General features: G+C 54.7%; 15 protein-coding genes. 9 read left to right on the top strand and 6 right to left on the bottom strand.

What is annotated here, in order from left to right:
• The first annotated feature begins 256 nt into the window (after positions 1-256).
• Positions 257-1,270 (top strand): helix-turn-helix domain-containing protein, encoded by a 1,014-nt coding sequence (locus ACR0L3_RS04000; protein WP_480743834.1) that lies wholly within the window; start codon positions 257-259, stop codon positions 1,268-1,270.
• Between the two features lie 192 nt (positions 1,271-1,462).
• On the opposite strand, the gene rpoD is transcribed toward ACR0L3_RS04000, so the two are convergent.
• From rpoD to ACR0L3_RS03980, 4 genes are all read right to left on the bottom strand, one after another.
• Positions 1,463-3,451 carry an RNA polymerase sigma factor RpoD gene (gene rpoD / locus ACR0L3_RS03995; protein ID WP_480743832.1) on the bottom strand — a complete coding sequence of 663 codons (1,989 nt, stop codon included), beginning with the start codon at positions 3,449-3,451 and terminating at the stop codon, positions 1,463-1,465.
• 114 nt (positions 3,452-3,565) lie between these two features.
• Positions 3,566-5,515, bottom strand: coding sequence for a DNA primase (gene dnaG, locus ACR0L3_RS03990; protein WP_480743831.1), 1,950 nt, complete (start codon positions 5,513-5,515; stop codon positions 3,566-3,568).
• Positions 5,516-5,595: 80 nt separating this feature from the next.
• Entirely contained in the window at positions 5,596-5,895 is a 300-nt protein-coding gene (locus ACR0L3_RS03985) for a hypothetical protein (RefSeq protein ID WP_480743829.1), read from the bottom strand.
• Positions 5,896-6,037: 142 nt separating this feature from the next.
• A complete protein-coding gene (locus ACR0L3_RS03980; RefSeq protein ID WP_480743827.1) occupies positions 6,038-7,468 on the bottom strand; it encodes a Glu/Leu/Phe/Val family dehydrogenase in 1,431 nt (476 codons plus the stop codon).
• Between the two features lie 324 nt (positions 7,469-7,792).
• On the opposite strand from ACR0L3_RS03980, the gene ACR0L3_RS03975 reads away from it, so the two are divergent.
• The 3 genes from ACR0L3_RS03975 to ACR0L3_RS03965 are packed head-to-tail and all read left to right on the top strand — an operon-like array spanning position 7,793 to position 10,678.
• The gene (locus ACR0L3_RS03975; protein WP_480743825.1) at positions 7,793-9,547 is read left to right on the top strand and encodes a TadE/TadG family type IV pilus assembly protein; all 1,755 of its coding nucleotides are present in this window, start codon (positions 7,793-7,795) and stop codon (positions 9,545-9,547) included.
• Positions 9,548-9,600: 53 nt separating this feature from the next.
• A complete protein-coding gene (locus ACR0L3_RS03970) occupies positions 9,601-10,077 on the top strand; it encodes a TadE/TadG family type IV pilus assembly protein (protein ID WP_480743824.1) in 477 nt (158 codons plus the stop codon).
• Position 10,078: 1 nt separating this feature from the next.
• On the top strand, positions 10,079-10,678 hold the full coding sequence (locus ACR0L3_RS03965; protein WP_480743822.1) for a TadE/TadG family type IV pilus assembly protein: 600 nt from the start codon (positions 10,079-10,081) through the stop codon (positions 10,676-10,678).
• Position 10,679: 1 nt separating this feature from the next.
• On the opposite strand, the gene ACR0L3_RS03960 is transcribed toward ACR0L3_RS03965, so the two are convergent.
• Entirely contained in the window at positions 10,680-11,141 is a 462-nt protein-coding gene (locus ACR0L3_RS03960) for a hypothetical protein (RefSeq protein ID WP_480743820.1), read from the bottom strand.
• A 147-nt stretch (positions 11,142-11,288) separates the two neighbouring features.
• Between ACR0L3_RS03960 and ACR0L3_RS03955 the strand changes: the two genes are divergently transcribed.
• Complete coding sequence (locus ACR0L3_RS03955; RefSeq protein ID WP_480743819.1) at positions 11,289-12,200, top strand: pirin family protein; 912 nt, start codon at positions 11,289-11,291, stop codon at positions 12,198-12,200.
• 5 nt (positions 12,201-12,205) lie between these two features.
• Here ACR0L3_RS03955 and ACR0L3_RS03950 read toward each other — a convergent pair whose 3' ends face one another.
• Positions 12,206-12,793 carry a TetR/AcrR family transcriptional regulator gene (locus ACR0L3_RS03950; RefSeq protein ID WP_480743817.1) on the bottom strand — a complete coding sequence of 196 codons (588 nt, stop codon included), beginning with the start codon at positions 12,791-12,793 and terminating at the stop codon, positions 12,206-12,208.
• Positions 12,794-12,892: 99 nt separating this feature from the next.
• Between ACR0L3_RS03950 and ACR0L3_RS03945 the strand changes: the two genes are divergently transcribed.
• The 4 genes from ACR0L3_RS03945 to recJ all read left to right on the top strand — a co-directional run bounded on the left by ACR0L3_RS03945 (position 12,893) and on the right by recJ (position 17,449).
• Positions 12,893-13,141: a hypothetical protein gene (locus tag ACR0L3_RS03945; protein ID WP_480743815.1), complete on the top strand. Its 249-nt coding sequence runs from the start codon at positions 12,893-12,895 to the stop codon at positions 13,139-13,141.
• 128 nt (positions 13,142-13,269) lie between these two features.
• On the top strand, positions 13,270-14,556 hold the full coding sequence (locus tag ACR0L3_RS03940; protein WP_480743813.1) for a homoserine dehydrogenase: 1,287 nt from the start codon (positions 13,270-13,272) through the stop codon (positions 14,554-14,556).
• Positions 14,557-14,626: 70 nt separating this feature from the next.
• Positions 14,627-15,610 (top strand): class II fructose-bisphosphatase, encoded by a 984-nt coding sequence (glpX, locus tag ACR0L3_RS03935; RefSeq protein ID WP_480743811.1) that lies wholly within the window; start codon positions 14,627-14,629, stop codon positions 15,608-15,610.
• A 96-nt stretch (positions 15,611-15,706) separates the two neighbouring features.
• Entirely contained in the window at positions 15,707-17,449 is a 1,743-nt protein-coding gene (recJ, locus tag ACR0L3_RS03930; RefSeq protein WP_480743809.1) for a single-stranded-DNA-specific exonuclease RecJ, read from the top strand.
• Positions 17,450-17,539: the final 90 nt, after the last annotated feature.

Raw genomic sequence — 17,539 nt, 5'->3', positions numbered from 1 at the left:
AGTGGCCGTTCGGTTTCGACGCCAAGAACTGTAAAATGTGTCGGGGAGCCACCGGTTTTGGTGAATTTTTATCCAGGGCTCTGATCTTATCCCCTAAAAGATGCTGACCCGACAACGCCCGGAAGCTAAGATATGTCAGCCCTTGGGTCTTGTTTTCGCCAGCCAAAACCATTCGAATTCCAGACAGTAGAACTAGCTGGCCTTTCCCGACGCGCGAAAAAGGCGTGGAATTCACTTAAACACAGTGGAGAAATCCATGGAAGTTGACATCGCTCGCATCCAACTTTTGACCAAAGCGCTTGATCAACATACAAACTGTCCCAAGGCGTCAGACCGTATCCTACAAAAATGCGATCTGACCCGTGACGCAATCGCTCCGCCAGCCACGGTATACAGCGCACACCAAGAAGCCCTGTTCGTGCGCTATGCCTGTGATACCGTGGGGGATATCACGTTCGCCGCGCAAACCGGATTGCAGTTTTCATCGACCTCTAGCCTGACCGCATATATCAGTAAGTATTCGCGTGACCTGCGGCAGGTAATCGAGAATACTTCGCGTTTTCACAAAATTATTGATCCGGCTATCGCTTTCACTCTGCGTCTGGCCGGAAATTGCGCCACCATTGAAGCCGAGTGGAAGGACGCAAGTTTTGCTCGCTATCACCGCAGAACAGAATTTCTGATGTTCGCCGGGTTAGCTCGCATGCGGAAACTAACACAATCGAATTTCTATCCAATTGAGTTGCGATTTCAACACGAAGTCGGGCAAAACAAGTCAACATTTCAAAAGCTTGCCGGTTTTCCAGTCGTGTTTGGCGCTGAGAAACTCGAAGTTGTACTCGCCCTATCGGCATTGGACCTGCCGGTTCCGACCTATGACTCGAATTTGCGCGCGCATCTATTGGAATACGGAGAACGCGTTCTGGCCGAGCAGCGCTCAGCAAAACAAAAACTACGTGCTCAGGTCGAAGGACTAATCACTCGGTCTATGCCAGGGACAATCATCCATGCAGACGAAGCTGCAGCTAATTTGGGAATGAGTCCCCGCACTTTTGCCAGGCGGCTGAAGGATGAAGGGGTCAGCTATCGCGATATTGTCGATGACCTCAGATGCGACTTGGCACAAACATTTATTACCAACGGGATGCCTCTATCCGAGATAGCCTATTCGCTCGGGTATGCAGACCAACCCGCTTTTTCTACGGCCTTCAAACGCTGGACAGGTCAGGCCCCCAGCACATTTCGTAGCCGCATCGACTTTTCGGAATGATCCTGAAACGTGTGGCCGGGGGTCATCAGCAAGGCGGCCTCGCCCCGGCCTGTCCCATGAGTGGACAACGAGCATATAAAGGGGCGTAGAGTTAACGACTTGTGAGTTGCCGCCAATTTGATTGTTGCACCGGACAACGTGAAAATGCGTGAAGGAAAGAAAAAAGGCGCCTCGCATGAGGCGCCTTTATCACTATTGATCCAAGAAGGATCGCAATTTGCGTGATCGGCTGGGGTGCTTCAACTTACGCAGCGCCTTCGCTTCGATCTGACGGATACGCTCTCGGGTCACGCTAAACTGCTGACCAACTTCTTCCAGCGTGTGGTCGGTGTTCATACCGATACCGAAACGCATACGCAGCACACGCTCCTCACGTGGTGTGAGCGAAGCCAGAACCCGAGTGGTCGTTTCCTTAAGGTTTTCCTGAATGGCGCTGTCCAGCGGCAGCACTGCATTCTTATCCTCGATGAAATCGCCCAGTTGGCTGTCTTCTTCATCGCCAATCGGTGTTTCCAGAGAGATTGGCTCCTTGGCGATTTTCATCACCTTGCGCACTTTTTCCAGCGGCATCTGCAGCTTTTCGGCCAGTTCTTCCGGCGTCGGTTCGCGGCCGATTTCATGCAGCATCTGGCGACCGGTACGGACCAGCTTGTTGATCGTTTCGATCATGTGAACCGGAATACGGATGGTCCGCGCCTGATCAGCGATCGAGCGCGTAATCGCCTGACGGATCCACCAGGTCGCATAGGTCGAGAACTTGTAGCCGCGGCGGTATTCAAACTTGTCCACTGCCTTCATCAAGCCAATGTTACCTTCCTGAATAAGATCAAGGAATTGCAGGCCGCGGTTCGTGTATTTTTTGGCGATCGAAATCACCAGACGCAGGTTGGCCTCGACCATTTCCTTCTTGGCCTGCCGCGCTTCTTTCTCGCCCTTCTGAACTTGCTGCACGATGCGGCGGAATTCAGGGATATCCAGACCGACATACTGACCAACCTGAGCCATGTCATTGCGCAGTTCCTCAACCTTCGCAGTCGAGCGTTCGATAAACATCTGCCAACCACGACCGGGCTTTTCGGCCATCTCGGCCAGCCAGTTCGGATCCAACTCACGCCCACGATAGGCGTCAATGAACTCACGACGGTTGATGCGCGCTTGGTCAGCCAGTTTCACCATCGCACTGTCCAGAGACATGACACGACGGTTGATACCATAGAGCTGGTCGATCAGAGCTTCGATGCGGTTGTTGTGCAGGTGAAGGCCATTCACCAGCTCAACAATCTCGGCGCGCAGCTTCTGATAGGTCTCTTCATCCTGATCGCTAAAGGTGCCGTCTTCGTTCAGCGTTGCCGAGATACGGCTGTCCTGCATTTCGCTGAGTTGCGCGAAGTCGGTCGAGATGCGCTCCAGCGTGGTCAGAACCTGATCTTTCAGCGCGGCTTCCATCGCGGCCAGCGACATGTTGGCCTGATCGTCGTCGTCATCATCGTCGTCGTTGTTCAACGGGTTCCCGTCGGCATCCAACTCGGGGCCAGTATCCTTGGCGGGCTTGGCCGCCTGCACTGCCGAGGTGTCGACAACCGGTTCTTCGACATCGCCGTCTTCGTCCATCTGATTGCCAAAAGTGGCTTCCAGATCGATGACGTCACGCAGCAAAATGTCTTCCGACAGCAATTCGTCGTGCCAGATGGTGATCGCCTGGAAGGTCAGCGGGCTTTCGCACAAACCAGCGATCATGGTGTTCCGGCCAGCTTCGATCCGCTTGGCGATGGCAATCTCGCCTTCACGACTCAGCAGTTCGACGCTGCCCATTTCGCGCAGATACATGCGCACAGGGTCGTCAGTACGGTCGAGCTTTTCGGTGGCGGCACCGGCCAGTGCAACCTCACGGTTGCTTTCGGTGGTGGTCAGTTCGGTCGAGCCCTTGTTCTCTTCCTCTTCGGCCTCTTCATCTTCGATGATGTTGATGCCCATCTCGGACAGCATCGACATAACGTCTTCGATCTGTTCCGAGCTGACCTGATCAGGCGGCAGCACCTGATTAAGCTGGTCGTAAGTGATGTAACCTTTCTCGCGAGCCTCGGCGATCATCTTTTTGACCTGGGCTTGGCTCATGTCCAGCGAGATTTCCTGTTCCTGCTCGTCTGATTTGCGATCTTCGGACGTGTCTTTGGCGGCCATTCAATGCTCCTGCAGGGATGGGTGATTCGTTAGAACCGAATCATTAGCGCGTAGAAGTGATTCGGCCACCCGTTTACCCGTTTTTCTTTTCCAGTGCCTTACGAAAACACCACTTTAACGGCGTTTCCGTTCAAAATTGATACCTGACATGATCGCCTGAAACGCATCTTTCTCGTCTCGGCTGATTCGCGCGCCGTTGTCAGCGACGTCAAACACGGCCTTGTCTTCGTTCTGGCTGCGGCTTGTGCGATTGCGCTCTTCGGCGGCTTGCGCCAGCCGGTACGTCAGCGCCTCATCAGCCAGATCAGACAGTTCCTCTGCAGCTTCAGCAATCTCAGCATCCAACCCCCGGAGCGCTTTGATTTTTGCGAGTTCCTCGACCAGTGTCATCTCGGCCTTTTCAACGTCGCCTGGTTTGTGCACGCAGGGGATTACTGCGACATGGCGAAGGGCCAATAGATTTTCAAGGGCATCAGGCCCCAAAGTTTCGGCGATGTGGTCTTTCAGGTTGTCAGGATCATTAATCGCGTGACGCAGAATAGCATGGCGCAGGGCGGCGTGTTCGGGATCACGACATTCCATCTCTTCCAACTCGTGCTCGAACTGAACAACCACTTGTGGGTTCAGCGCTGCAATGGCCAAAATTGCGGCTTCACGCAGTTGGATCTCTGCATTTTCTGATGAGGCCAGAAACGAGGCCCGAGCCCCCGCAGTTGCGGGCTGTTTTTGCGCTTGCCATTTTCCACGAGGCTGCCACTGGCGGCTATTGGATTGCCGCTGCGGACGGAACAACTGCCAGCGCAGGTCCTTAATCTCTTGGCCATAGTGCGATCGGATCGATGGATCGCGGATCAATTTGATTTTTTCCCGCAATATTTTGTCCAGCGCGGCCTTGCGTTCCGGGCTATCAAAAACCTTGCCTTCGATTTCCCGCTGCCACAATAACTTGACCATCGGAATGGCCCCATCGAGCACAGCTTGTACCGCCCCTGCCCCCTCGGCACGCAGCAGGTCATCGGGGTCTTTGCCTTCAGGCATAAGTGCAAATCGTAAGGATTTTCCGGCTTCTAACAACGGAAGTGCTAAATCGACCGCGCGCATGGCTGCACGCAAACCGGCGGCGTCGCCATCCAAGGCAATGATCGGTTCGTGCGAGATACGCCACAACAATTGCAACTGGTGCTCGGTTATCGCAGTGCCCAGCGGGGCAACCGCCGCTCCAAAACCGGCCTCGGATAACGCGATGACGTCCATATACCCTTCGGCGACGATCAAAGGTTTACCCTTTCCTGCCGCTTGCCGTGCAGGACCGTGGTTGTAAAGGCTCCGGCCTTTGTCGAATAACTCGGTCTCGGGTGAGTTCAGATATTTCGCGTTATCATTGGGGTCCATCGCCCGTCCGCCAAACGCAATGCAGCGCCCGCGCGGATCGCGGATCGGGTACATGATCCGGTTGCGAAAGGTGTCATAGGGTTTCTTGCCTTTATTCGAAGGCTTCGCCAGACCAGCACCGAGTATCAAATCCTCTGAGACGTTCTTGCCGCGCAAATGATCCCAAAGTGCTTGCCAGCCATCTGGTGCAAACCCGATCTCCCACCGTTCCAAAGCCTGCGCATCCAAGCCTCGACGGGTCAGGTAATCACGTGCGGCACCGCCAGCCCCGGTCTTCAATTGTAGGCGAAAGAATTGAACCGCCTGCTCCATCACCTCGGCCAATTGAGACCGGCGATCCTGTTTTTCTTGCGCCTTTGGATCACGTGCGGGCATTGGCATTCCCGCCTCGCGCGATAGAATCTCAACCGCTTCCATGAACGAAACGTTCTCGATCTCTTTCACAAAGTTGATCGCGTCGCCTTTGGCGTGGCAACCAAAGCAGTAGTAAAACCCCTTTTGATCATCGACATGGAACGAGGCGGTCTTTTCGTGGTGAAACGGGCAAGGCGCCCACATATCGCCTTTGCCTTGGTTCGACTTGCGCTGATCCCACGTGACTTTGCGCCCGACAACCTGAGACAGGCTCAGCTGTGTACGTAGTTCATCAAGAAAACCGGGGGGCAATGACATGGTTCAAACCTGCCAGAAATGAAAACGCGCGCCAAGGGGATGACGCGCGGTTGTCCACAGAGAATTCGCGAACCTGTGGATTATTGCTGCAAGCACAACTCCAACCAAGCGGCACCCAGGTCTTTTTTTCGCACGTCGCGCATCTTTTGTTCGTATACCCAAGGGGTGATCAACGGGATAGCGTTATTGTAGTTTTCAGGCCATGTCGGCCCACTTTCGGCCACCGCCTGCGGCACGTCCCGTTCCTTAACTTTGTCGAGCCGAGCCTTTTGAATCGCCGCGACGACATCCGCCTGATACTGGCAGCTTTGTTCCTTGGTTTCTTGAGCTGCCAGAGGTGTGGCCAAAAGCACAATGGCCGCAAAGGCGGATCGCAACATGGTGGGGCTCCCGGATTCGTTTCTTTCGCAGCAGCTTACCCGGCAGAAGCAAGGCCTGCTATCACGCATTTCGCAAGGCCACTTAATAAGTGTCGCACAGCAACAGGGGCGATCAGATAGTCGTCTGACCGCCCCTAAAGAATCAAAGCCCCTTAGCGCGGTAGCTTTTCGAAACGCGGTCAATGGCCACGATGTAGGCTGCGGTCCGCAAATCCTCGACATCATCGCGACTATGCCATACCTCGCGCATGGACTGATAGGCGATGCGCATCGTGTCATCGAGACCGGAACGTACCAGCTCCAACTCGTCCGCCCCCCTGAGATACTTGGCCTTGAAATCAGGAGACATGGACCACGCATCGCCCAGATAGCGGTCCAGACGCTCCAACTCGCTGACGATAAGCTCATGGCGTGCTTCTTCTTGACGGCGCTGCATCCGGCCAAAGCGGATATGGCTGAGGTTCTTGACCCATTCAAAGTAAGACACTGTCACACCACCAGCATTCGCATACATATCTGGGATGATCACAGTGCCCCTATCGCGCAGGATCTCATCTGCGCCAGCTGTTACAGGACCGTTTGCCGCCTCGATGATCAGAGGCGCCTTTATCCGTTCTGCGTTGGACAAGTTGATGACACCCTCAAGCGCCGCCGGAACCAGAATGTCGCAATCGGCCTCAAGCACTGCAGCCCCTTCAGCCGAATGAGTGGCATCCGGATAGTCTTTTACGCCGCCATGTTTAACGATCCATTGACGAACGGATTCCACGTCAATCCCATCGGGATTATAAAGGGCGCCATCCCATTCAATAATTCCAACGATTTTGGAGCCGTCTTCCTCGCTCAGGAACTTCGCAGCATGGTACCCCACGTTGCCAAGACCCTGAACCACGACCCGTTTGCCGTCCAGCTTGCCCGACAGGCCAGCCTTTTGCACATCCTCGGGGTGCCGGAAAAACTCGCGCAGCGCGTATTGGATGCCCCGACCGGTGGCCTCGACTCGCCCTGCGATCCCGCCTGCATTCAGCGGCTTGCCGGTTACACAGGCCCGCGAGTTGATGTCGGTTGTGTTCATTCGCGCATATTGGTCGGCCATCCAAGCCATCTCACGCTCGCCTGTCCCCATGTCCGGTGCAGGCACGTTCTGAGATGGGTTGATCAAGTCACGCTTGGCCAGCTCATAGGCGAAACGCCGTGTGATCTGCTCCAACTCATGCTCTTCATATTTCCGGGGATCAATGCACAACCCACCTTTCGAGCCACCAAACGGCGTTTCGACAAGCGCACACTTGTAAGTCATAAGCGCCGCAAGTGCCTCGACTTCATCCTGGTTCACAGCCAGAGCGTAGCGGATGCCGCCCTTGACCGGTTCCATATGTTCGGAATGAACCGAACGGTAGCCAGTGAAGGTGTGAATCTCACCTCTTAGACGTACGCCGAACCTTACCGTGTAGGTGGCGTTACACACCCGGATTTTTTCCTCTAGCCCCGGAGGCAAGTCCATCAGGGAAGCCGCCCTGTTGAACATAAGGTCCACACTCTCGCGAAAGCTGGGTTCGTTAATGGCCGTCATTTAATCCTCCGTGCCGGCGAACGACTTGCGTTCTGACGTTTTGTCGCACCCAATCCTCCGACGATCAATAATTAAGCAAAAATAAAACTCGAAAAAGGTGATGAAAAAGTCCAGTTCACCAGCGAATCGCATACTTGGACCTCCGGCGTCAGGATTGTCGACCATACGAAAACAGAACCCACCGAGGTCAAAAAATTATTTCACCTCTGCGGGTAAACCAGCCAAGTTGATGTCTTTTTTGCCCAATTCCCGCCACGATTCGCCGTTAATTTACAGTTAACTTTTCCTTTGCAGCTTGGGTGTCTGCACAGCGGGGTCGTAGATATGTTAATGCGCAAATTACGGTGCAGCACTAAGAGTTTTGAAAACGCAACTTCATCGGCTCGTCGTTTTTCACGAGACGAAGATGGCGGGGTGTTCACAATTTTTGTGGCCCTCGGATTTATCCTTATACTTGCGACAGCAGGCGTCGGCGTAGATATAATGAACTTTGAGCGTGATAGAGCCAGCCTTCAGGGTGCCCTGGACCGGGCCGTTCTTGCTGCGGCGAATGTGAAACAAGAACTTCCTCCGAAAGAAGTTGTCATCGACTATATTGAGAAGTCCAACGTCCGGGGTGAGCTTTCAGGAGATCCAGTCGTTGAAACAGGCATCGGATCAAGAAAAGTTACCGCATATGCTGAAGTCGACGTCAAAACCCACTTCATGCACTTTTTCGGTTACCCAACGCTGACCGCTAAGGTTGGGAGCGTCGCAGAGGAGTCTCTGGGTTCGATCGAAATCTCTCTGGTCCTCGATATCTCTGGCTCAATGGGCTGGGATTCAGCGACGAAAGTGGAAGATGAAGATGGCAACCTGGTGACCATTTCAAAGCTTGCGGCACTTCAGGACGCCGCCGTAAAATTCGTTAACACGATGTATCTTGAAGAGGATCCTGAAAAAATCTCGATCTCAATCATACCCTATAACAATCAGGTCAACGCTGGACCGAACATTCTGAATAACATGTCTGGGGTTACCAACGAACACAGTTACTCGCACTGTGTAAACTTCACGGCAAGTGATTTTGAGGACAACGCGATCAATCCATCGCACACGCTTAAACGAACGGCGCATTTCGACCGCACAAACTATAGAAACGACTACGATGATGACGGATTCTATAACCCGGTCTGCACCACCCGGGCTGGCAGCTCGATAACGCCTGTAACAAACGTTATTTCCGACCTTCACGATCAGATCAATGCCATGACCGCGGGCGGAAACACGTCAATTGATATTGGAGTCAAATGGGGTGCTGCGCTGCTAGATCCCCAGTTCCGGCCTGTAATCAATCAATTGTCAGAAGATAATGTTGTTCCGTCAACGTTCGACGACCGTCCCGAGACATATGACACCAATGTCCAAAAGATCTTGATTGTCATGACCGATGGCGAAAACACCGAGAACTGGGAGTTGGACGAAAGTCTGCGCGGTGGAAATTCGGATGTATGGGTAACCGAAGAAGAGTTCGAAATAGAAGAGTGTTGGTACAACAATAGGGGCAGACTCCGCTGTAGAACAGATACTTTCTCCGAAGAATACAGCGTTAAAACGTCCGACGACCCGCTGCTGTACTACTGGACCAGGCATGGGACGGAAGACAATCCTGAACCCTATGGAGGCGACGCTGCCACCCAAGCGGACGGCGAGGCAGTTCGTCTAACCTATCCGGAATTGTGGAGCCGCGTGAACCTGGACTGGAACGCAGCCTATAACTACGCTTGGCAGACCGACCATAACTATAATTGGTATTCCGCTGCGTTTACAGAGACATACAGAACAACAAAAGATACTCGCTTGAAGAATATCTGCGACGCCCTCAAAGCCAAGAATGTTGATATCTACAGCATCGCTTTTGAGGCCCCAACCGTAGGCGTTACGGCAATGGACAATTGCTCCAGCGGCGCCGGATATTTCTATAAAGTCGAAGGTGGAGGAACTCTGGACGATGGGGTTGAAGAAACTGAATCACTTACTATCGAACAAGTCTTCCAAACTATTGCTGTGTCGATCAAACAGCTGAGACTAACGCAATGATCCCAAAAGTGCTTAAAAACCTGGTTCGTGTAAAACGGTCAGAAGATGGGAATATGACCGTTGAGTTTGCCATATGGTTCCCACTTTACATGTTCTTTATTCTTTGCGTCATCGAATATTCGCTGGTCACAATTCAGCAAGCGATATTGGATCGCTCTATGGATTTGGTGGTGCGCGACATTCGTCTTGGGATAAATCTGGAAGACAACGAGCATGACACCATCAAGGATGCAATCTGCGATGGGATGGTCGTGATGCAAAAATGTTCCGACAACTTGCAGCTGGAGATGATCATTCAAGATCCGTACAGCGGTGTAAATCTCCCAGAAGTACCAGACTGTACAGACAGGGCTGATGAGGCCAAACCGGTTCGAAACTTTTCAAACGGTGGATCGAACGAGCTTATGATTTTGCGCGCTTGCGCAAAGATTGATCCGATATTTCCGACAACAGCAATGGGGCGCGCTCTGTCGGGCGATGATGGCTTGGTTACACTGACAGCGACGACAACCTTTGTTCAGGAGCCATAAAATGGCGCGTCTTTTCTCACGCACCCACCGTCTCATTGGCAGCTTCACAGCTCGAGAAAACGGCAGCCTGACCGTAGAGTCGGTTATAATTTTCCCTGTACTGGTATGGGCTGTCACGCTTACTTATACGTATTTTGACGGGTTTCGTGAAAGCACCGCCAACTTGAGAGCCGCATACACGGTAAGTGATTTAATCTCGCGTGAAAGTCAGGTCCCAATCACCGAAACCTACGCGCTATCCATGCACTCGATATTCAATCGTATGGTCAGAGATAACTCGACTCTGAACATGCGATTGTCGTTTGTTACATACCAAGAGGGGGATGAGGGCGAAGAAGGACGCCATAACGTAGAGTGGTCGACGCGTTGTGGTTATGAAGGTATCTGGACAAATGACAACGTAGAACAATTGTCTGACTTTCTTCCAGAGATGGCGGACTTGGACAGTTTGATCATTGTAGAAACATCGAAAGACTATGTTCCGCTACTTACTACGGGCTGGCTGAACAGAACCCACCAATTTGATAACTTGGTTTTCACACGACCGCGTTTTAGTCCCAAAATCGAAGACGACGACATTGCTGCTGTATTCTGTCCATAGATTACGGCAACATTGGATGTAGTACCTGAAGCATGAATTTGGTTTCGGCGGCGGTTGTCATGCCGCCCACGCCAACCCGTCGACCCAGACGCCACCACAACCCCGGTGCCCAACTGTTTTCAGCGCTTTTCTTGGTCTTTAACAGAAACCCGTTCGAGGGCTTGAAAGCAAACACCCCTTGATCGATGGATTCGATATCCTCGATCTTTGCAATCAGCCTCCCTGCCCCGGTCCTAAGCTCGGTCTGCGTCAGCTCGATCGTGTCGTTTGTCGCTTTCCACATTCGCTGCGCCAGCCAGAAGGCCGACCCACCGACGACCAGCAAAAAGATCTGCCACACGGGCTCTGGGGGCTGCGCCAAGGCAACGTACAAAACCAGCGTGCCGACGATGCTGAGCATCCCCACACCCAGCCAACGTCTGGAAGATGACGGTCGAATAATGGCCAGTACGTCTTGTTGCATGCGATCCCCTGCTCTTTTCCGATGGGTGTAGCGGCTTTGATCCAAAAATGACAGAGGGACGCATTTCCGCACAGTTAACGTTCTTTTCTGCTGATTGACGCCCCGTGCGGCCAGCATACATGCTCCGTACAGCTTCAGGAGATCAACATGTCTTTGCGACCAACTTTAGAGACCCGAAAAGCCGTGCCCACTATGGAAGGCGCAGGCGTCAAACTGCATCGCGCTTTTGGGTTTCAGGATCCGTCGGAACTCGACCCCTTCCTGCTATTTGACGACTTCCGCAATGATCGTCCGCAAGATTATCAGGCTGGTTTTCCTTGGCATCCCCATCGCGGGATCGAAACGATCACTTATGTACTGGCTGGATCGGTCGAACACTCGGACTCTTTGGGCAACAGTGGCGCGCTGGGGGCGGGAGATGTCCAATGGATGACTGCCGGATCAGGCATTCTGCATCAGGAAATGCCCACAGGTAACCAAGTCGGTCAGATGCACGGTTTTCAGCTATGGGGCAATCTTCCTGCCGCGCAGAAGATGACTGCACCGCGGTATCAAGACGTGCAAAGCAAGGACATTCCAGAAGTCACCGATGACGATGGCACAATAGTCCGTGTGATTGTGGGCGAGTTTTGGGGCAAGACCGGCCCGGTCGACGGTATAGCCGCCGATCCCCAATATCTTGATATCCAAATTCCAGCGGGGGTCAAAAAGACCTTTCGGATCGACACCTACCGCCGCGCGTTCGCTTATGTGTTTGAAGGTCAGGCCGCCTTTGCCGACGCCTCGCAACCTACCGGAGTCCTTCTGGAAAAAGAAGTTGCAGGACAGGAAGTGAACATACGTGACATGTCAGGTGACCGAACACTTGTTCGCTTTGGCACCGGAGACGAAGTTACAGTGCAAGCCGGCCCTGAAGGTGTACGCTTTTTATTGATCTCAGGTGCACCGATTGCAGAGCCCGTCGCCTGGCACGGCCCCATCGTCATGAACACGCAGGCGGAACTAGAACAGGCTTTTCGGGAATTGCGAAACGGCACGTTCATTCAGCCCGCGCACTAATACGTTCAAACCGAAACTGACCGGCGCACCATGTCCCAATAGATCTGCTCAACCTCGTCCAGCGATAGGCGTCCGCCCGAACGGTACCACGTCATCACCCCGTTCAGCATGGCGATTACAGCTAAAGTGGCGATTTTGGTATCCGCTATATCAAACTGCCCGGCCTCCTGCCCTCTGCGCAGGATGGCCTCTAGGGCATTTTCGTAGGTGCGCCGCAAGGCTTCGATTTCTGAAAAATTCTCAGGCGTTAGGTTTCGCAGCTCCATATAGGCGATGAATACCTCATCAGGACGCTTTAGATGAAAGCGAATGTGAAACCCGACAAACTGCCGCAATGCATCAGGCGCATTTACTGCGTCTTCCAAGTCTTCATAAGCAGACAGCAGGTCCTGCATATGCTCATGCATCAATCGGTATAAAAGGCTCTGCTTATCCGGCGTGTAGTTGTAAAGCGCACCAGCCTGAACCCCTACATCGGCAGCAATCTGGCGCATCGAAACCGCCGCATAGCCGTGGCGCGCAAACAAACCCAGCGCAGCCTTACGGATACGCGGGCCGGTTATGTCAGAATGTGAACCTTGTGTACGTGCCATCGTTCCACAGTATCTGAACGTATGTTCAAATAGAACCCCGCTTGAAACAACGCAGTAAAAGGTGCATCACGGAAATATTCGACCTTCAAAGGGTTCCGCATGAAGCTTCTGCCTTTTCTGATCCTGCCCCTTATCTGCGCCGGGTGTGCTGACTTTCCGGAGCTGGAGGGGCGCGAACTGCCAGAACTCAAATCAGCCCGCTACCCTAAACTCATCCCATTGCAGGAAAATCTTGGTGCGCCAGTAGATCCGGTGAGCGAAGCCGCCGAAGTCGAAGAGGATTTGATTGCGCGACGCGAAGCGCTCGAAAAAAAGTCACAAGAGCTTCAGGACGCGGAAATCAACTGACCTGCTGTGATTCCGGGCGCGCCCGAAACCGCGACGCATTGCACCCTAGCGCCGAACCCGTTAAGGCAGCGCTGAACGGGTGACAGACCCGATACCACAGAATTTTCGAGCGGAAAGGAACCCACGGGATGACACAGGCGCTGCGGCTGGGAATTGCGGGCTTGGGAACAGTTGGCGTGGGTGTGGTGAAGATCATCCGCCGTCATGCTGACCTGTTGCAGGCGCGTACAGGCCGACCGATTGAGATCGTCGCAGTCTCAGCGCGCGATGCAAACAAGGATCGCGGTGTTAGCCTTTCGGATTATGCGTGGGAAATCGATCCTGTCGCGCTGGCCAAGCGCGATGATGTCGACGTTTACGTCGAGCTTATCGGAGGCGAGAACGGCGCGGCGAAAGCCTCGGTCGAGGCTGCGCTAGCCAGTGGCAAAGACGTGGTCACTGCGAACAAAGCTTTGCTGGCGATCCACGGTCAGGAATTGGCTGAAAAGGCCGAGGCTGCGGGCCGCGTGATCCGGTTCGAAGCGGCGGTCGCGGGCGGTATCCCGGTCATCAAATCCCTGACCGAAGGGTTGGCCGGGAATGAGATCACCCGTGTCATGGGCGTGATGAACGGCACTTGCAATTATATCCTGACCCGCATGCAATCGCAGGGACAAGGCTATAACGCTCTGTTCGAAGAATGTGCCAAGCTGGGATATCTTGAAGCGGATCCGAACCTTGATGTGGGCGGCATCGATGCGGCGCATAAGCTAGCACTGCTATCCTCGATCGCGTTTGGAACAAAGCCGAATTTCGATGGCATCCAGATCGAAGGCATTCAGCAGATCACTCTGGAAGACATTCATCAGGCCGACGACATGGGCTATCGCATCAAGCTGCTGGGCGTGGCACAACGTTCTGCGCGCGGCCTTGAACAGCGCATGCAGCCTTGCCTAGTACCAAGCAGCTCGCCTCTGGGTCAGCTAGAAGGTGGCACCAATATGGTAGTGATCGAAGGCGACGCGGTTGAGCAGGTTGTTCTGCGCGGTCCCGGCGCGGGTCAAGGCCCCACCGCCAGCGCCGTGATGGGCGATGTCTGCGATCTGGCGCGTGGTATGCAAATTCCAACCTTTGGACGCCCGGCGACCTCGTTGCAGGAGGCGAAACCGGCTGTGACCGGCCTGCCCGCCCCCTACTATCTGCGCCTTGCTCTGTTCGACAAACCCGGTGCGTTGGCCAAAGTAGCCGCCATTCTGGGCGACGCGGGCGTTTCGATTGACCGTATGCGTCAGTACGGGCACGCCGAAAGCACTGCCCCGGTTCTGATCGTCACCCACAAGACCACCCGCGCCGGGCTGGATGTCGCCTTAAACGGCCTCCGCGAAACTGATGTTGTCGCCGGAGAGCCCGTTGCATTGCGTATTGAAGAGGTTTGACCCTTGCGGCCTGCATGAAACGCAGGTTATGCCGAAGAAAACGCCGATACTGACCTGAGGATAGTGAAAAATGAGTGCTGCCAAAGTAGATTTCAACGACCGACTGCTGTCGCTGGGCCTTGCACGGGTCGCGGAACAGGCCGCATTGGCTTCGGCCTCTCTGGTCGGCCGCGGCGATGAAAAAGCCGCCGACCAGGCAGCCGTAAACGCGATGCGTGAACAGTTGAACCTGCTGGACATCGCAGGTGTCGTGGTCATCGGTGAAGGCGAACGTGACGAAGCGCCAATGCTCTACATCGGTGAAGAGGTTGGCACTGGCCAGGGCCCAGGAGTGGACATCGCGTTGGATCCGCTGGAAGGCACCACGCTGACGGCCAAGGATATGCCAAACGCCTTGACCGTCATTGCAATGGGACCGCGTGGTTCGATGCTGCATGCACCGGACGTGTACATGGATAAGCTGGCCATTGGGCCTGGCTTTGCCGAGGGTGTTGTTAATCTGGACATGACGCCGCGTGAGCGAGTTGAAGCGCTGGCCAAGGCCAAAGGTTGTGAACCCACTGATATCACCGTTTGCATTCTGGAACGCCCCCGTCACGAAGCGATGATCGCCGAAGTGCGCGAAACCGGTGCGTCTATCCGATTGATTACGGATGGCGACGTGGCTGGTGTCATGCACTGCGCCGAAAGCGAAGTAACCGGCATCGACATGTATATGGGTCTGGGCGGCGCGCCCGAAGGTGTTCTGGCCGCAGCTGCGCTGAAATGCATGGGCGGTCAGATCTTTGGCCGTTTGACGTTCCGCAACGATGACGAACGCGGCCGCGCGGCCAAAGCGGGCATCACCGATTTGGATCGTATTTATTCTCGGGATGAGATGGTGACAGCGGATGTGATCTTTGCTGCAACTGGTGTTACAGGCGGATCGCTGCTGCCACGCATCAAGCGCGAACCCGGCTGGGTTGAAACCACCACGCTGCTGATGCGCTCTAAAACCGGCTCGGTCCGCCGTATGTCGTACCGCACGCCGATGTGGCCGCACACCGAAGAATGATCAGCTTGCGCCGCTATTTGCGGCTAGAGTAGTTGTAGAATCGAAAAAAGAGGCCGGGTCCGAAAGGGTCCGGCCTTGACGCATGAGAGGCGGGCCATGGGCTTTCTTAGTGTAGAGCAATCCTTGACAGGGCGGCGTTGGGTGGGGCCGTCGGCTGAAACCGAACGGGCCACTGAGATGCTGATCCAACAGGCGGGTCTGCCCCGGGCAGTGTGTCAGGTTCTAGCGCGACGTGGCGTTGCAGCGATGGAGGCTCCGGGGTTTCTAGAGCCCAAACTCAAAGAACTGCTACCCGACCCGCGGTCCATGAAAGACATGGAAAAGGCAGCAACGCGATTTCTGTCTGCGGTTCGAAACAAACAACGGATTGCGGTGTTCGCGGATTACGACGTGGATGGCGGGAGCTCGGCAGCCCTGTTGTTGGTTTGGCTACGCCAGATGGGGTTAAATGCGACTCTGTATGTACCTGACAGGATCGACGAGGGGTACGGCCCCAATGTCCCTGCCATGCAGGAACTGGCGGCTTCTCACGACCTGATCATCTGTGTCGACTGCGGAACACTCAGCCACGAGCCGATAGCAGCGGCAAAAGGCGCCGATGTGATCGTGTTGGACCATCATCTGGGCGGTGAAACCCTGCCCGACTGCACAGCTGTCGTGAACCCGAACCGGCAAGATGAAAGCGGCGATCTGGGCTATCTCTGCGCTGCAGGCGTCGTGTTCCTGATGTTGGTCGAAGCGGGGCGTCAGTTGCGTGAATCTGGGGTCAAGGGGCCGGACCTTATCAGTCTGTTGGATCTTGTAGCGCTGGCCACTGTAGCGGACGTGGCCCCGCTGGTCGGAGCAAACCGCGCATTGGTTCGTCAGGGACTGAAGGTTATGGCGCAGAGGCAAAGGCCGGGATTGGTGGCTTTGTCGGATGTGGCGCGGATGGACTCCGCCCCTAACAGCTATCATCTGGGCTTCCTGCTTGGCCCGCGTGTCAATGCAGGCGGGCGGATCGGACAGGCCGATTTGGGCGCGCGCCTGCTCAGCACCGACTCGATGTCAGAGGCCGAAGCGTTATCGCAACGGCTGGATGAGCTAAACACCGAACGTCGTGACATTGAAAACGCAGTGCGTGCTGCAGCGCTGGAACAGGCCGAAGAACGTGGATTAGATGCGCCATTGGTATGGGCTGCGGGTGAAGGCTGGCACCCCGGCGTGGTTGGAATCGTGGCCTCTCGGCTTAAGGAGTCTGCGAACCGGCCTGCAATTGTTATCGGCCTCGATGGCGACGAGGGTAAGGGCTCGGGTCGTTCCGTTTCGGGCGTTGATCTTGGTGCCTCAATCCAACGGTTAGCCACCGAGGGGCTTCTGGTCAAAGGCGGTGGCCATAAAATGGCTGCCGGTCTGACGGTGAAGCGCGATCAGCTGGAATCAGCAATGGCGCGGCTCAGTGAATTGTTGGCCAAGCAGGGTGCGGGCGAAGGTGGCCTGGCAGATTTAAAACTAGACGGAGCCCTGATGCCCGGCGCAGCAACGGTTGATTTGATCGAACAGATTGAAAAAGCCGGTCCCTTCGGTGCCAGCGCCCCTGCCCCGCGATACGCGCTGCCTGATCTGCAGGTTCGGTTTGCCAAGCGCGTAGGGGAATCCCACCTAAAACTGTCTCTGTCTGATGGTGTAGGAGGCGGTCTGGACGCAATCTCGTTCGGAGCGTTCGACGGTCCGATGGGTGAAAAGCTGTCCAATCACGGCGGCGCACGCTTCCATTTCGCCGGACGACTCGAAGTCAATACCTGGGGCGGACGGCAAAGCGTACAGCTTCGGCTTGAGGATGCAGCAGAAGCAAATTAACCCCGAATTCCGGCCTCGTAAAAAACTTTCACATCCCTGCATTTTTCGGCTTGCGGGGGGGTGAGGTAAACCGTAAAAGGCCCTCCACAA

The sequence above is a fragment of the Ruegeria sp. CK1 genome, from assembly GCF_056536545.1.
Note: the sequence above shows the minus strand (reverse complement) of the source record. Positions and strands in the feature narration are given on the sequence as shown.

Coding starts and splice junctions, on each gene's coding strand:
- ACR0L3_RS03950 (WP_480743817.1), bottom strand. CDS start 12,793: ATGGCACGTACACAAGGTTCACATTCTGACATAACCGGCCCGCGTATC.
- ACR0L3_RS03965 (WP_480743822.1), top strand. CDS start 10,079: ATGGCGCGTCTTTTCTCACGCACCCACCGTCTCATTGGCAGCTTCACA.
- ACR0L3_RS03945 (WP_480743815.1), top strand. CDS start 12,893: ATGAAGCTTCTGCCTTTTCTGATCCTGCCCCTTATCTGCGCCGGGTGT.
- ACR0L3_RS03940 (WP_480743813.1), top strand. CDS start 13,270: ATGACACAGGCGCTGCGGCTGGGAATTGCGGGCTTGGGAACAGTTGGC.
- ACR0L3_RS03985 (WP_480743829.1), bottom strand. CDS start 5,895: ATGTTGCGATCCGCCTTTGCGGCCATTGTGCTTTTGGCCACACCTCTG.
- ACR0L3_RS03970 (WP_480743824.1), top strand. CDS start 9,601: ATGACCGTTGAGTTTGCCATATGGTTCCCACTTTACATGTTCTTTATT.
- glpX (WP_480743811.1), top strand. CDS start 14,627: ATGAGTGCTGCCAAAGTAGATTTCAACGACCGACTGCTGTCGCTGGGC.
- rpoD (WP_480743832.1), bottom strand. CDS start 3,451: ATGGCCGCCAAAGACACGTCCGAAGATCGCAAATCAGACGAGCAGGAA.
- ACR0L3_RS03955 (WP_480743819.1), top strand. CDS start 11,289: ATGTCTTTGCGACCAACTTTAGAGACCCGAAAAGCCGTGCCCACTATG.
- ACR0L3_RS03975 (WP_480743825.1), top strand. CDS start 7,793: ATGTTAATGCGCAAATTACGGTGCAGCACTAAGAGTTTTGAAAACGCA.
- recJ (WP_480743809.1), top strand. CDS start 15,707: ATGGGCTTTCTTAGTGTAGAGCAATCCTTGACAGGGCGGCGTTGGGTG.
- ACR0L3_RS03980 (WP_480743827.1), bottom strand. CDS start 7,468: ATGACGGCCATTAACGAACCCAGCTTTCGCGAGAGTGTGGACCTTATG.
- ACR0L3_RS03960 (WP_480743820.1), bottom strand. CDS start 11,141: ATGCAACAAGACGTACTGGCCATTATTCGACCGTCATCTTCCAGACGT.
- ACR0L3_RS04000 (WP_480743834.1), top strand. CDS start 257: ATGGAAGTTGACATCGCTCGCATCCAACTTTTGACCAAAGCGCTTGAT.
- dnaG (WP_480743831.1), bottom strand. CDS start 5,515: ATGTCATTGCCCCCCGGTTTTCTTGATGAACTACGTACACAGCTGAGC.